This is a genomic window from Streptomyces sp. NPDC015345, assembly GCF_043078805.1.
Lineage (GTDB): Bacteria > Actinomycetota > Actinomycetes > Streptomycetales > Streptomycetaceae > Streptomyces.
In genome coordinates this window covers 768,444-783,027 of record NZ_JBIBTX010000004.1, presented here as the reverse complement: position 1 = coordinate 783,027, position 14,584 = coordinate 768,444, and the positions used below count along the sequence as shown (strand labels likewise).

Genomic DNA, 14,584 nt, shown 5'->3' with positions numbered 1-14,584 from the left:
TGTCTCTCAAAAGAACGGGAGAAGGACGGGAAGGGGGTGGGGGGGACGGCCGGGGAGAGTCAGGCGGCCGTACGGGGCGGCGTGAAGGCCACCGCGGCCGACGCGTCCGCCGCGTGGGCGGTGGCGAGCACCAGGCCGTCGCCGCCGCCGTCGAAGTAGGCGACCGCGGCGGCGCACTGCAGGACACCGAGCGCCCCGCCGCACTCCCCCAAGGTCTGCCGCAGCGCGACGAGCGGCGTGTCCCGCGGCAGGTGCGCCCGGTCGGGGTCCGGTGAGCCGCTCAGCCACAGGCCGACCGGTCCGGCGCCAGGGTCGAGCACCGTGCGCAGGACGTCGGCGGGGTGGCGGCCGCGGTCGTGGCCCCGCCACACGGCACGTGCCCGGCCGCGGCGCCCGGCCGCGTGCGCGGCGCATTCCAGTACGACGGTGGCCGCGCCGTCCACGGCCCGGGCGCCCAACAGCTTGTGCACCACGTCGTTGTGCGGTTCGACGCCCGTGACGACGACGGTGTCGGCGCGGCCTGCGGCGATCAGGTTGCGGCCCCACTGGAGGGCGTCGAGGCCGCTCGTCGCGCCGTTGCTGAGGGTCACGGCGGGGCCCCGCAGGCCGAAGGCGCCGGCGATCCACCCCGCGATGGCGCTGGTGGAGGTCTGCGGCAGGCCCGTCGCGCTCAGCGCGCGGGAGGTGTGCCGCGCGGCCGTGTCGACGTAGGCGCAGACACTGTCGAGGTTGCCGGTGTTGGAGCTGACGACGACGGCGGCGCGCGCGCCGTCGAACCGCGGACCGTCGGGCCCGTACAACCCGGCGTCGCGCAGCGCCGGTTCGACCGCGCGCAGGGCGAGACGGGTCGCGCGGTCCTTGTGCCGCAGGTCGCGGCCCTTCAGGGCGGTCTCCGGGTCGAACGGCTCACCGCCGCCGGTCGGGTACAGGAGGTCCGCGGGGCCGGTGAGGCCGGGCACGGCGAGTCCCGCTCCGGTCACCACCACGGCGGACGGCTGTGCCGTCGGTTCGTTGTTCACGCCTTCTCCACCACCGCTACGGCGTTGATGCCGCCGAATCCGAACGCGTTGACCTGGGCGAGGCCGATCCGTGCGGGCGCTCCGGTGCCGTGCACCAGGCGCAGTCCCGCCGCCTCGTCGATCGGGTCGCTCAGTCCGATGACCGGCGGCACGGTGCCGTGCCGCATGCTCAGCACGGCCATCACCAGGCTCAGCAGCCCGGAGCCGCCGAGCGTGTGGCCCACCCCCGACTTGATCGCCGTCATGAGGGGGCCTGGTCCGTCCGCGTTGGCGAAGAACTCGGACATGACCGCCGCCTCGGTCTCGTCGTTGCGGGCGGTGCCCGTGCCGTGCAGCATCACCAGGTCGATGGCGTCTGGGCTCACCCCGGCCCGCCGGTGGGCGTCCCGGACACCTGCCGCGATACCGGCCGGGTCGGGAGCCGTCGGGTGGCCCGCGTCGCAGTTGAGGCCGACCGCCCGCAGCCGCGCCGCGGTACTCCCCCGCCCCGCTCCGGCACGCGTCAGGACCACGGCGACGGCGCCTTCTCCCATGACCATGCCCTTGTGCGCGCGGTCGAAGGGCCGTGCGGCGTCGGGCACCAGTGTCTGGGCGCGGTCCATGGCGGCGAAGGTCGACTCCGCGATGGAGTCGGTGCCCGCCACGACGACCGTGTCGGCCTGCGACAGGGCGATCATGTCGGTGGCCATGCCGAGGGCGTACAGGGACGCGGCGCAGGCGTTGGCGAAGGTGTAGCTCGTCGTCACGTCGAAGCGGCGCCGCAGAGCGGTCCCGAAGTGCAGTTCGTCGACCGGCACAGGGGGTCCGCCGCGCCACCACAGCTCGACGCTGCGCTGTTCGCGCAAGGTGGTACCGACCAATACCGGGATGTCACCGAGGTCGTCGCCGAGCCCGGCGTCGGCGACGGCCTGCTCGACCGCCGTGAGGAGCCAGCCGGTGGCGCGCAGCGGCCGGTCGCCGTCGGCACCCCGGTCGTCGATCTCGTACGCGTGACCCGCCCGGTACGCCGCCGGGTCGAAGCAGCGGACCCGCCCACGGCCGTCGCGCCCGGCGCACAGCGCGTCGTACGTGGCGCGGGCGTCCGCGCCGACACTGCTGACGACGCCAAGGCCGGTGATGTCCCAGGTCATGTGCCGGCCACCTGTCCGCGCAGGGCGTGCGCCGCGATCTTGCCGCTGCCGGTGGTGGGCAGCCGACTGAACAGCTCCACGCGGGAAGGCCGCTTGTGGGCGGGCAGGTGGCGTCGCGCGGCGGTGACCACCCGGCGGCGCAGCCGCGCGGGGTCGGCGCCGTCGGCGGGCTGTACGCAGGCCACCGCCTGCTCCAGGCCGTCCGCGTCCCGGCCGGCGACGACCGCGCAGGCCGCGACGCCCTCGACGGCGCGCAGCACGTTCTCGATCTCGGCGGGTATGACTTTGTAGCCACCGATGTTGAGGATGTCGTCCGCCCGGCACAGGTAGCTGAAGGACCCGTCCGGGGCGCGCCGCACCAGGTCGCCGGTGTAGGCGCCGCCGTCCGCGAAGGCCGTGCGGTTTGCGTCGGCCCGGTTGACGTATCCGAGGGCGACCGTGGCCCCGGCGATGTGGAGCCGTCCGTCCTGCCCGTCGGGCAGTTCGGCCCCGTCGTCGTCCAGGACACGGGCACGTACGCCCCGGACGGGGAGGCCGAGTGTGCCCTCCACCGTGCGGTCCTGCGGCGTGACGAGGGCTACGTGCATGAGTTCGGTGGCGCCGAAGCAGTTCACGAGCGGGGCACCGAACGCCGACCGGATCCGCTCGGTGAGCGGCGGCGGACAGTTCTCCCCCGCGGTCGTGCACAGCCGCACGGTGTCGTACGCGTCCTTGTCCTGGCCGGGCAGCGCCAGCAGCGCCGCGTAGAGGCGCGGTACGGAGCAGAACACGGTGGGCCGGTGTGTGCTGAGGGCGTCGGCCGCCACGTAGGGGTCCACTGCCCCGCGGATCAGGGCCGCGCCGGCCCCGGCCGCGAGAACGCACAGCACCGCGTTGCCGAAGCCGTAGCCGAAGGAGAGCCGGGCCGTGGTCAGGAGCAGGTCGTCGGGGCGCAGACCCAGTTCACCGCCGAAGCCCTCGACCATGGCGACCAGGCCGGCCGCGGAGTGCCGTACGCCCTTGGGGTTTCCGGTACTTCCCGAGGTGTACTGGACGAGGGCCTCGGCGTCCGCAGGCCACCGGAAGGGAGGCGGGGCGGCACCGGGTCGCTCCTCCGCCACGCCATGACGTGCCGTCAGTTTGTCGCGCAGGTCCTGCCCGTCGAAGCGCGTCCGGGACGCCAAGGCCGCGTGGAGGGCGGCCCGCAGAGTGTCGGAGCCGTCGACGTGCACCACGCGGGCCGCGCAGTCGTCCACCGTGAAGACGATGTCCTGGTGGTCGAGGAGAGGGCTCACCACGACGGGCACGGACCCGTGCCACCAGTGGCCGAGTACGGCCACCACCGTCGCGACGGAGTCCTCGGCCACCACCACACCGCGCTCGGCGGGCAGGACACCGGCCTCGCGCAGGTCTCCGGCGTAGTCGCGGGCAGCGGCGTACAACTCGGCGTACGAAAGACGCCCCACGTCCGGGTCGACATACGCCGTCGCGCCGCCGTTTCCGGTGGCGAGCCGGTGGCGCACCAGGCGCTCGACGAGGTCGTGTGCCGCCTTTGGACCGGGGGCCGTGCCGTGGTCCGCGTGGTGGTCCGTATGGCGATCCGCCGCCGCGCCGCCGCCCGCGGCGGCGAGTGCGGCGAGCGCGTCGGCCACGGACCCGATCGTCGCGGCCTGTTGCGGCGACAGCGCGGTGTGGAAGCTCTCCTGAACCCGCGTGATGGCCTCGACCTTCTCAAGAGAGGTCATACCGAGTTCATCCACCCACCGGTCGCTTTCGCCCACTTCGGACGGTTCCAATTCCAGAACCGTTGCCACGATCTCGCGCACCTTCTCGCCTGCGAGGTCTCTTCGCGTGGTCACTGGTGGATTCCCTTTCTGCCGATGGCCGAAAAGTTAGCCCGCCGGCCTGGGCGCGCACCTCGCACGAACAAGTAGGCGCTCCGCCGACTCACCTACTCGTTCGAGTAGTTTCGGTGCCCACGGAACAGCGTCTAGCCTCGTCACAGACGTGGCGTGCCGCTCGGCGCGCATTGCTCCGCCACCCATCAAGGCCAGGTGAACATGCCGCTCACGACGCAATCCATGCTCGACCAGGACGCCCGCCAACGCATATACGAAGACGCGTCCGTGGGCGGTGGGAACGCGTGGCGAAAGGCGCTCGAACTCAGCCCGCATCCGGAACTGACGTGCTTGGTGGCCGACCGGCCCGTCATGAACCTCGACGGGATTCCGCAGTCGGAATTCAATGTGCGCCAGCTCGACGAACTCGCCGAATCCTGGGCGTCGTTCTACTGGGACCGGGGAGTGCGCCCCCGTGACCGGGTCGCGGTCTACATCGAGGACTCCTTCGACGACCAGCTCCAGTTGGCGGCGCTGGCCCGGCTCGGCGCCATCCCCCTGCTCATCAACGGCCGCATGGACCCCGAGCTCGCCCTCGGTCTGATGGCGCGCACCGATCCCGCCGGCCTGTACACGGACGCCGCCCATCTCGCCCTGCTCGAGGGGCGCCACGGCAAGCTCGCGGGCCTGCGCTGGACGGTCACCGGCGATGACGCGCGCGGCCTGGGCCGCAGGACGCTGCCCTCGGGGGCGCGGTACCGGCACGGCGACGACGACCCGGTCTTCCTGTGCCACTCCTCCGGGACGACGGGCAACCCGAAGCCGGTCATCTGGGCGCACAAGCAGAGCCTGGCCGGGCCGGGTTGGCGCCTGTCCGTGCCCGAGGACCCGACGGTGATGCTGTCGGCGGTGCCGCAGTCGCACTCGTCGGCGATCGCGTACACCTTCTACTCGCTGCTGTGCGGCCTGCCGCTGATCTCCTTCTCCGACCAGAGCGGGGCGGGGGTGGCGCGGGGTGCCCGCGAGCACCGGCCGACCCGCATCCTGGCGTTCAACCAGACCTATTCGGAACTGGCCGCCATGGACCTGGACGCCGAGGACTTCACGTCGGTCCGCGAGTGGCAGAACACCGGGGACTCGGCGCACGACGCCCACATCCGCAAGCTGATCCGCTACGGCCACCACCTCGTGGACGGCGAACGCCGGCCGGGTTCCGTCTTCAGCGACGGCCTCGGCTCCTCGGAGCTGGGGTGGGCCACGCTGCGCCGCTACGTCACCCAGGACACCCCGCCCCGGCCCCGCTTCCTCGGCAACCCGGTACCGGCCGGCGAGGTGGCGGTGTTGCGCGAGGACGGCACCCCGGCCGCCGACGGCGAGGTCGGCCTGTTCGCCCTGCGCAGCAACTCCGTCATCCCCGGCTACTGGAACGACGCCGACACGTACTACCGCAGCAAGCTGGACGGCTACTGGCTGTCGGGCGACCTCGCCTACCGGGAAGGCGACGACTTCTTCCACATCGACCGCGCGGTGGACGCGATCCACACGCCCGAGGGCCCCGGCTACTCGGTGCTGATGGAGGAGATCCTCCTGCTGGCCCTGCCCGAGGTGACCGACTGCGCGGTCGCCGCGGGCCACCGGGGCGGCGTCCCCGCTCCGGTCGCCGTGGTCAGGGCGCCCGAGGACGCGGACCCCGCGGAGCTGCTCGCCCGCGCCAACGCCGGGCTCCGCGAGGCCGGTCAGCCGCCCTTGGCGCTCTTGGAGCTGGCCCGGGACGCCGCCGACATCCCCACCGGCTCCACCGGCAAGGTCCTCAAGCGCGTGCTGCGCGAACGGTACGCGGACCTCGACGCCTACGCCGCGTCGGCCACCGGCCGGTTCGCCGCCGACACGAAGGACGCCACGGCCCGATGACCCGCTCCCCCCACCCCGGGACGGGCGAGTCCGCCGACCTGTCGGCATGGATCACCCGGCCCGGCGCCCCCGAGACGCTCGCCGCGCGCATGGGCATCGAGCTCGTCGAGGCATCGCCCGAACGGCTCGTCGGCACCATGCCGGTGGCAGGCAACAAGCAGTTGTACGGGATGCTGCACGGCGGCGCCTCCGTGGTGCTCGCCGAGACGCTCGGTTCGATCGGCGCGGCGCTGCACGCCGGCGGCGGCCACATCGCCCTGGGCGTCGACATCAACGCCACGCACCACCGGCCGGTACGCAGCGGCATCGTCACCGGCGTGGCCACGGCTCTCGCGCTCGGCCCGACGTCGGCCTCGTACGACGTGGTCATCACCGACGAGGCCGGACGACGCACATGCTCCGCCCGGATCACCGTCGCCCCCAACACCGCTCAGCGCATGCAACGAGGTAGGAAATGACCGACGCGGCTCCCCCCACCACCGCGCAGACCCAGCAGGCCGACGCCCCGGCCCGCCGCGGCCCGTCCGCCGCCGCGGTGCTGACCGTCCTGCTGGCGGGCACCTTCATCGCCCAGTTCGACTTCTTCGTCGTGAACGTGGCGGCACCCTCCCTGAAGGCCGACCTCGGCGCCGGGGCCACGGCACTCGAACTCATCGTGGGCGGCTACGCGTTCGCCCTCGCCAGCGGCATGATCACGGGCGGGCGGCTCGGCGACCTCTACGGGCACCGCAGGCTGTTCGGGCTCGGCATGGCCGGATTCGGCCTCGCCTCCCTGCTGTGCGGCATCGCCGCGAGTCCGGGGCAGCTCATCGCGGCTCGTCTCTTCCAGGGGCTGACCGCTGCCATGCTGGCCCCTCAGGTCCTCGCGACGATCACGGCCACGTTCACTCCGGCGCAGCGGCCCCGGGCCATCGCCTCGTACGGCGTGACGGCCGGCATCGGCTCGATCGCGGGGCAACTCCTGGGCGGGCTGCTTCTGGACGCCGATATCGCGGGTCTCGGCTGGCGTGTCATCTTCCTGGTGAACGTGCCCGTGTGCGCCGTGGTCGCGCTGCTCGCCCCGCGGGTGCTCCCGAAGGCCGAGACGGGCCGGCGTACGGGCATCGACCCGGTGGGCGCGGCCGGCATCAGCGTCGCCCTCGCGCTGGTCCTGGTTCCGCTGGCGCTCGGGCACTCGTCGGGCTGGCCGGCGTGGACCTGGCTGTCCATGGCGGGCGGCGTGGTCCTCGGTGCGCTGGCTCTGTGGTGGGAGCGGGCCCTGGCCGCACGGGGCGGGGCACCGGTCCTCGACCTGACCCTGTTCCACGGCTCGTCCTTCCGCGCCGGCATCATCGCGAGCGCGGCCTTCTACATCTACTTCGGCAGCTTCATCTTCACGCTCACGCTGCTGTTGCAGGGCGGCCTCTCACTCAGCCCGGTGGGAGCGGGTCTGGCCTTCACACCGATGGGGCTCAGCTACATGGCGACGTCCATGATCGGCAAGCGCCTGACCGCCCGGTTCGGTATGAACGCCCTGATCGCGGGCGCGGCGGTGACCGCTGCCGGCCTGCTGGCGCTGCTGCTGCGCGTGCGGTCGGCCGGTGCGGACACCGAGGTCGTCTGGATCTGCGGCTGTCTGTGCCTGGTGGGTCTGGGCAACGGGGTCGTGCTGCCTTCCCTGATCGGCGCGGCGCTCCTTGACGTGCCGCCGCAGAAGGCGGGCATGGCGTCGGGGGCGCTCACCACGGCGCAGCAGTTCGCGAGTTCGGCCGGTATCGCCGTCGTCGGCGCGGTGTTCTTCACCACGGCCGGGGACCGCTCGCCGGGCACCGGCTATCCGGACGCGATGGTGGCGGCCACCTCCGTGTGCGTGTTCATGCTCCTCATCGTCATGGCCATGATGTGGGTGTTCCGTCGCATCACCGCGCGGGAATCCACCCCGGTATCCACGCGGGAAACCGCCCGGGAGCGGTAAGCAGACGATCACCCGTATCCGCGACGCATCACGCGTGTATCACCACGGCATCCATCACGCTCGTCACGGCCTCCAGCGCTTGTTGGTCCCCGGGGGGACCAGCAGACTCACCGGGCACACACCGGAACCGGCCGATCAGAGCTGATGGATGTCTCGCATGCTGGACCACGCTGCACCGCACGAACCCCGACTCGACACGACCGCGAGGAAAGCGACGAGCGCGACGGGCACGAAGACCGTGCCTGGCGCGGCCGTCGGAGATCTCTCCGAATCCGCCCGGCAGTTCGCGCAGGCGGCCGCACTCGTCGGTGACGTGTTCAGTCTTCAGGAGATCGCCAGGGTGCAGTCGGTGACGACCCTGTCGATGCTGCCCGCCCTCGAGGAGACGATCTCCGCCGGGCTCATCCGGTTCTCCGGTGACCGTCTCGCCTTCCGGTCCCCCGACACGCGCCGGGCGCTCAACGCCAGGATCCCGGCACCGGTACGGCGGACACTGCTGCGCGACGTCACCGCTCCCCGCCCGGCGCGGCAGCCGTTCCCGAACGCCCATGGCGCTTCGGATTCCCTGGTGTCCGCCCTGTTCCTCTCCCAGGACAGTCCGGACCACCCTCTCGACGTGCGGACCGAGGCGGCGATGCGCCAGGCGCTGGTCGAGGCGCTCTCCCCGGCTCGCGACACCGGACCGGCGGAGGCGGAGGCCGCCCTGGTGCTCTCCCTGTTCGGCCATGACGAGCAGGGGAAGCGGGACCGTGCCCGGGCCATCGTCATGAAGGAGCGGCAGGGGGCCGCGTCGGTCGTCGCGGCGGTGGTCCTGTCGAACCTGGAGTGGGCGGCCGGGCAGCTCGACGAGGGGCTGGCGTGGGGGCGTGAGGCGCTGCGTGCCGACCACGGAACCCTGCCTGCCGCCTGGCGTCCGTACCCCTCGCTCGCCCTGGCCGTGAAGCTGGTCCAGCTGGGGCAATTCGCCGAGGCGGAGGCCGAGTTGGCCCGGAGCCGGGACCTGGCCGAAGGGCTGCGTCACCGGCGCGCGCTGGCGGAGGCGGGTATCGTGCGCGGCCGGCTGCTGCTCGGGACGGGCCATACGGACGCCGCGGAGGCCGAGGTGAGCGCCGGGGTCGCGCTCGCGCAGCGTGCCCAGGCCCATCTGGCGGCGTCGCAAGGCCTGTCCCTGCTGTCGCTGCTCTCACTGGCCCGAGGTCACCAGGGCGAGGCGGCCGACCAGGTGTGGCGGGCACGCATGGAACTCGTCGCCCAGCCCGGCACGTTCCCCTCGCTGCGGCACAGCTGGGCCGACTTCCTGGTGGCCACGAGCGGCATGGACGCACGTGGCTCGGTGGACCTCCTGGTGGAGCGGTTCCCCTCGCTGCTGACCAGCCCTTCCCTGTTCCTGCGCGACCCCGGCGCCGCGGCCCGCCTGGTGCGGCTGAGCCGCGCCGCGGGTGAGAACTCGCTGGCCGCGGCGGTCACGCGCCGCGTCGAACGGCTCGCGGAGCAGAACCCGCGGCACCCCGGCCTCGCCGCCGCGGCGGGACACGCGTGGGGCCTGCTGCACCAAGATGCCGACGCCGTTGAGTACGCGGCCGCCGAGCATCGTGCGCCCTGGGCCGCCGCCGCGGCGAGCGAGGACCTGGGGCTCCTGTTGGTCGAACGGCACGGGCCCGGCAGCGGTGCGGCACTGCGGCACCTGCGGGCAGCGGCGGAGCGGTACCGCGCCATCGGCTCGCTGTCCGCGCTCGCCCGCCTCGAACCGCTGCTCCGTGCGGCCCGCGAGAGCCGGCCCGAGCCCGCCGGGGCTCCGTCGCGCCCGGAGCGTGCCGAGGCGCCGGCCGGCGCCGTACTGACCGCGGCCGAGCGCCGTATCGCCCGCCTCGTGGCCGAGGGCCTGACCAACAAGCAGGTGGCCAACCGGGTTTCGTGCTCGCCGCACACCGTCAACTACCACCTCCGTCAGATCTTCCGGAAGCTCGGCGTGACCTCGCGTGTAGAACTGGCCCGATTGATGCGCTGAGGGCCGCCAGCCGCGGCCACGCCTTTCCCTTTCCCTTACCTTGTCTCGCCTTTCCCCAGGGACGTTCGATAGCCGGAAAATGGCATACTCCTGCAACTCTCCCAGCTCTTAGTTGCCTGAGACACCTTCCAGGTTTACCGCCTTCAACAACTTGTTGATGTGACACTCGCCACACACCATTACCCGCCAGTACGGATGTAGCGTTGCGTCACCCAATGCACCACCCACGGGGGAGTTAAAATGCAGCCGGACGATATTTTTGGCGAATTCTCTTTCGACCTCCTGGGCCCGCTGGAGTTCCGTACGAAGGGTCAAGAGGTGCCCATCGCCGGAGTGCGCCAGCAAACACTTCTCGCGCTGCTCCTGCTGGATGTCGGCAAGACCATCAGCGGCAGCCGGCTGATCGAGGGCATCTGGGGCGGCCGGGCTCCGGAGACGGCGGAGGCACAGCTGCGCATCTGCGTGTCCCGGCTCCGACGCCGCCTGGCCGACGCCGGCCTGCGGAACGTGATCAGCACGGAGAGCCAGGGCTACCGTCTGAACCTGCCCGAGAGCCGCGTCGACGTGCACCGCTTCCGCGGCGCGCTGGAGCACGCCGGGCGGGCCGAGGCCGACGGGGACGCCGCCGAGGCCGTGCGGCTGCTGCGTGCGGCGCTCGCCCTGTGGCGCGGGCCCGCCGCCGAGGGCCTGACCGGCCCCCTCGTCCGGGCCGCCGCGGCCCGCCTCGACGAGGAGCGGGCGAGCGCCCTGGAGCGCTGCTTCGGCCTGGAGCTCCAGCTGGGCCGGCACCACCGCATCGTCCCGGAACTGACGGCCAGCGCCGCCGAGCACCCCTTCCGTGAACGCCTGCAGTCCCAGCTCATCACCGCCCTTTACCATTCGGGCCGCCAGGCGGACGCGTTGAACGCCTATCGGGACATGAAACGCCGCTTCGCGGAAGAACTCGGAATAGATCCCTCACATCGCCTTCGCGCTCTGGAAGTAAAAATTCTGAAGCAGAATCCAGAGCTGAAGGACGAAGATTCCGCACTGTCACACAATGCCCAGACCCGGCTGGCCCTGCTGGAACGAGAAAACGCCTCGCTCCGTGCGGAAAGGCAGCGCATCGGCCGCCTTATGGCCCGGCTCATGGGCCCGCACGGCGCGCGAGTTCGCTCGTAATACCGCAACGCGTAACACCTGACACGCAACACACCAGTTCCCGTCTTCAGCTCCCCAGGAAGAGTGCATTCATGGTTTCGCAGGATCGGCGCACGAGCGGCAGCCGCGCGTCGCGCATCGTGCTGTGGACCGGCGTGGTCGTCGCCGGGACCGCGGGGTGGGCGGTACTCGCCCTCTCCCGCGGTGAACACATCAGCGCCGCATGGCTGTTGCTGGCCGCGCTGTGCACGTACGCGATCGCCCACCGCTTCTACGCCCGGTGGATAGCCCGCAGGGTGCTGCGCGCGGACGACGAACGCCGGACCCCGGCGGAGCGCCTGGACGACGGCGTCGACTTCGTGCCCACCGACCGCCGCGTCCTGTTCGGCCACCATTTCGCGGCCATCGCCGGGGCGGGGCCGCTGGTGGGGCCGGTCCTCGCCGCGCAGATGGGCTACCTGCCCAGCACCGTGTGGATCGTTGTGGGGGCCGTGTTCGCCGGCGCCGTCCAGGACATGGTGACGCTCTTCCTTTCGGTACGGCGTGACGGCCGGGGCCTGGGCCAGATGGCACGGGACGAGATAGGCCCGGTCGGTGGTGTGGCGGCGATCCTCGCCGTCTTCGCCATCATGATCATCCTGCTCGCGGTGCTCGCCCTGGTCGTCGTCAACGCCCTCGCCGACTCTCCCTGGGGCGCCTTCTCCCTCGCGATGACTCTGCCGATCGCGCTGTTCATGGGGTTCTGGCTCCGCGTCGTACGGCCCGGGAAGGTACTGGAGACCAGCGCCATCGGCGGGGTGCTCCTGCTGCTCGCGATCATCGGCGGCGACTGGGTCAGCCGCACGCCCGCCCTGGCGGACGCGTTCACCCTCGCCCCCTCCACCATCGTGTGGATTCTCATCGGGTACGGATTCATCGCGAGCGTCCTGCCGGTGTGGCTGCTGCTGGCACCGCGTGACTACCTCTCCACCTTCATGAAGGTCGGCGTCATCGGGCTGATGGCCGTGGGGGCCGTGCTGGCGCTGCCGCGTATGCAGGCGGAGCCGATCACACGGTTCGCTCACCAGGGCACCGGTCCTGTCTTCTCCGGCAGCCTGTTCCCCTTCCTGTTCATCACCATCGCCTGCGGCGCCCTGTCGGGCTTCCACGCCCTGATCTCCTCCGGGACGACGCCCAAGCTGGTGCGGCGCGAGTCGGACGTACGACTCGTCGGGTACGGGGCGATGCTCACGGAGTCCTTCGTCGCGCTCATGGCGTTGATCGCCGCGTGCGTCCTGGACCCCGGCCTCTATTACGCGGTCAACTCGCCCGCCGCCATGCTCGGTTCGACAGCGGAGTCAGCGGCGGAAGCCGTGCGGCACCTCGGGTTCACCATCACTCCGGAGGCGCTGCACCAGGTCGCGTCGTCAGTCGGCGAGCACTCCGTGGTGGCCCGCACCAGTGGCGCTCCCACCTTCGCGCTCGGACTGTCGCACATCCTCTCGGAGGCGTTCGGCGGTGAGGCGATGCGGGCCTTCTGGTATCACTTCGCGATCATGTTCGAGGCGCTGTTCATCCTCACGACCGTCGACGCGGGGACCCGCGTGGGCCGCTTCATGCTCCAGGACGCCCTCGGCAACGTCTGGCGCCCCATGCGCGACATCAGCTGGAAGCCCGGCATCTGGCTGTGCAGCGCGGCAGTCGTGGCGGCGTGGGGGTACTTCCTGCGAGCCGGTGTCGCCGACCCCCTGGGCGGCATCAACCAGCTCTTCCCGCTCTTCGGCATCGCCAACCAGTTGCTCGCCGCCATCGCCCTCTCCGTGTGCACGACCGTCCTGATCAAGCAAGGACGCGTCCGCTGGGTCTGGGTCACCGCGATCCCGCTGGCCTGGGACGTCGTCGTGACACTTACCGCGAGCTGGCAGAAGGTGTTCTCCACCGACCCCGCGATCGGCTTCTTCGCCCAACGCCAGCGGTATGCCGAGGCCTTGGACGAGGGGCGGCTGCTCGCTCCCGCCCACGACGCGGCCTCGATGCGTCAGATCGTCACGAACTCCACGCTCGACGGCGCGCTCACCGCGATCCTCGCCATCCTCGTCGTCATCGTCGTGGTGGACGCCGCACGCGTCTGGTGCAAGGCTCTGCGGTCCCCGGACCCCCTGCCGACCTCGGAGACCCCCAAGACCCCGCGGACCACGTCGCCCGACGCGCCCTGCGCACCGGCATCCGAGCCCGTCGCATGAGGCCGCTCGTCACGGCAGGCGCGGTGCTCCGCAAGGTGGGCGCATATCTGCGCGAAGTCTCGGGCGAGGCGGCGTTCGAGCGACAGTGCGCCGCCCACGCGGCCGGGCCCTTGTCCCCCGCCGCGCGCAGGGCCCTGTGGCGCGAACACACGCGGCAGACCGTCCGGGAGACAGCGCGGTGCTGCTGACCGGCCGGGTCAGCGGCTGACACCGCTGTGGGGGCCGACCGGTGCGTTCGGGGCCCCGGCGGGCGCCACCGCCCCGAACGCGCGGGCCACCGCGTCCCGTACGGCACTCTCCGTCGGAACCGGCCTGCCCTGCTCCGCGGCCATCTCCGTCAGGGACGTCATCGCCACCTCGGGCAGCCCGCACGCCGTGAACCGCGTGAACGCGTCCAGGTCGGGTGCGATGTTGAGCGCGAAGCCGTGGCTCGTCACCTTGTTCCGGATGCGCATGCCGATCGACGCGAGCTTGTCGTGGCGCGGCGTCCACACGCCGACCAGGCTCTGCGCGCCCGGCGGCGTGTCACGCCGCGTGGTCTCGAAGCCGAGCGAGGCCAGGGCGCGGACGAGGCCGTTCTCCACCCAGCGCACGACATCACCGGGGCCGCGCTCCCCCAGGTGCATGACCAGGTAGCCGATCAGCTGACCAGGACCGTGATACGTCGCCTGCCCGCCCCGGTCGACCTCGACCAACGGGAACGGGGAGTCGGCGCGGGGCAGTTCGTCCGGCGGCGTCCGGGAACCGTAGGTGATGACCGGCGGATGCGTCAGCAGAACCAGCCGGTCCTCGATCTCCCCCGCACGGCGTCGCTCGACCCACCCTTTCATCGCCTCGGTCGCCTCGCCGTACGGCACCTCTCCCAGGTCAATGCGTTCGAGCACCCGCTCGGTCACTGCACGCCTCCCCAACTGGCCGGGCCTCCGCCCTATTTGTATATGACACCGACCTTAGCCTGGCGGTGGAGCGTGGGCGCGGGGTGGTGCGCGATGTGTGGTCCTGGCCGCGTTGTACGGGGTCGCCCGGGCCTCGCCTCGTGCGGCGCCGCGCTCCGTAGCGATGGTCCGGCTAACGGATCCTGTAGAAGCAGAGCACTCGGCCGTTCTCGTCAGGCGTGGCACTCGGGCACGCTGACTTCCACTGCTCGGGAAGTGACGGCGTCGGGCCGGATTGCTCCCAGCCGTATCGCTGCGGCTCTGCCGTGTCCTGCCACCACAGGGTCAGCCCACCCGCGGCGGCCATGAGGGCCAGCCATACGGCCACGACCCACCGCCACAACCTGCGGCGTCCCGTCACCGCCACGGCTCCGCCTCAACCACCGTGGACATCCGATACGCGCCGCGACGCGCGAGCCGCGTCCCACAACGGGCGCTCGGCGATGCG

At 71.8% G+C, this 14,584-nt stretch carries 10 protein-coding genes; 6 read left to right on the top strand and 4 right to left on the bottom strand.

The window, feature by feature from the left end:
- Positions 1-59: 59 nt before the first annotated feature.
- From ACF062_RS20615 to ACF062_RS20605, 3 genes are read right to left on the bottom strand one after another with little or no spacing between them, the layout of a single operon-like run.
- Positions 60-1,019 carry a beta-ketoacyl synthase N-terminal-like domain-containing protein gene (locus ACF062_RS20615; RefSeq protein ID WP_392140043.1) on the bottom strand — a complete coding sequence of 320 codons (960 nt, stop codon included), beginning with the start codon at positions 1,017-1,019 and terminating at the stop codon, positions 60-62.
- A complete protein-coding gene (locus ACF062_RS20610) occupies positions 1,016-2,149 on the bottom strand; it encodes a beta-ketoacyl synthase N-terminal-like domain-containing protein (protein ID WP_392140041.1) in 1,134 nt (377 codons plus the stop codon). The genes ACF062_RS20615 and ACF062_RS20610 overlap by 4 nt, the downstream gene beginning before the upstream one ends.
- Positions 2,146-3,954, bottom strand: a complete 1,809-nt coding sequence (locus tag ACF062_RS20605) for an AMP-binding protein (protein WP_392140262.1) — start codon at positions 3,952-3,954, stop codon at positions 2,146-2,148. Before ACF062_RS20605 ends, ACF062_RS20610 begins: the two co-directional genes overlap by 4 nt.
- A 234-nt stretch (positions 3,955-4,188) precedes the next feature.
- Between ACF062_RS20605 and ACF062_RS20600 the strand changes: the two genes are divergently transcribed.
- The 6 genes from ACF062_RS20600 (at position 4,189) to ACF062_RS20575 (ending at position 13,201) form a co-directional block, all read left to right on the top strand.
- Complete coding sequence (locus ACF062_RS20600; protein WP_392140039.1) at positions 4,189-5,877, top strand: class I adenylate-forming enzyme family protein; 1,689 nt, start codon at positions 4,189-4,191, stop codon at positions 5,875-5,877.
- Positions 5,874-6,335, top strand: coding sequence for a hotdog fold thioesterase (locus ACF062_RS20595; RefSeq protein ID WP_392140037.1), 462 nt, complete (start codon positions 5,874-5,876; stop codon positions 6,333-6,335). The genes ACF062_RS20600 and ACF062_RS20595 overlap by 4 nt, the downstream gene beginning before the upstream one ends.
- The gene (locus ACF062_RS20590) at positions 6,332-7,831 is read left to right on the top strand and encodes an MFS transporter (RefSeq protein WP_392140035.1); all 1,500 of its coding nucleotides are present in this window, start codon (positions 6,332-6,334) and stop codon (positions 7,829-7,831) included. Before ACF062_RS20595 ends, ACF062_RS20590 begins: the two co-directional genes overlap by 4 nt.
- Positions 7,832-7,988: 157 nt before the next feature.
- Positions 7,989-9,839, top strand: coding sequence for a LuxR C-terminal-related transcriptional regulator (locus ACF062_RS20585; protein WP_392140033.1), 1,851 nt, complete (start codon positions 7,989-7,991; stop codon positions 9,837-9,839).
- 240 nt (positions 9,840-10,079) lie between these two features.
- Positions 10,080-11,000, top strand: a complete 921-nt coding sequence (locus ACF062_RS20580) for a BTAD domain-containing putative transcriptional regulator (RefSeq protein WP_392140031.1) — start codon at positions 10,080-10,082, stop codon at positions 10,998-11,000.
- A gap of 71 nt (positions 11,001-11,071) precedes the next feature.
- The gene (locus ACF062_RS20575; RefSeq protein WP_392140030.1) at positions 11,072-13,201 is read left to right on the top strand and encodes a carbon starvation CstA family protein; all 2,130 of its coding nucleotides are present in this window, start codon (positions 11,072-11,074) and stop codon (positions 13,199-13,201) included.
- 197 nt (positions 13,202-13,398) lie between these two features.
- Here the strand turns inward: ACF062_RS20575 and lipB are convergent, their stop codons facing one another.
- The gene (gene lipB / locus ACF062_RS20570) at positions 13,399-14,097 is read right to left on the bottom strand and encodes a lipoyl(octanoyl) transferase LipB (RefSeq protein WP_392140028.1); all 699 of its coding nucleotides are present in this window, start codon (positions 14,095-14,097) and stop codon (positions 13,399-13,401) included.
- Between the last annotated feature and the right edge of the window lie 487 nt (positions 14,098-14,584).

Bases quoted from the DNA above. Each gene is read 5' to 3' on its own strand.
- ACF062_RS20575 (WP_392140030.1), top strand. From the start codon at position 11,072: ATGGTTTCGCAGGATCGGCGCACGAGCGGCAGCCGCGCGTCGCGCATC.
- ACF062_RS20590 (WP_392140035.1), top strand. From the start codon at position 6,332: ATGACCGACGCGGCTCCCCCCACCACCGCGCAGACCCAGCAGGCCGAC.
- ACF062_RS20585 (WP_392140033.1), top strand. From the start codon at position 7,989: ATGCTGGACCACGCTGCACCGCACGAACCCCGACTCGACACGACCGCG.
- ACF062_RS20610 (WP_392140041.1), bottom strand. From the start codon at position 2,149: ATGACCTGGGACATCACCGGCCTTGGCGTCGTCAGCAGTGTCGGCGCG.
- ACF062_RS20595 (WP_392140037.1), top strand. From the start codon at position 5,874: ATGACCCGCTCCCCCCACCCCGGGACGGGCGAGTCCGCCGACCTGTCG.
- ACF062_RS20580 (WP_392140031.1), top strand. From the start codon at position 10,080: ATGCAGCCGGACGATATTTTTGGCGAATTCTCTTTCGACCTCCTGGGC.
- ACF062_RS20600 (WP_392140039.1), top strand. From the start codon at position 4,189: ATGCCGCTCACGACGCAATCCATGCTCGACCAGGACGCCCGCCAACGC.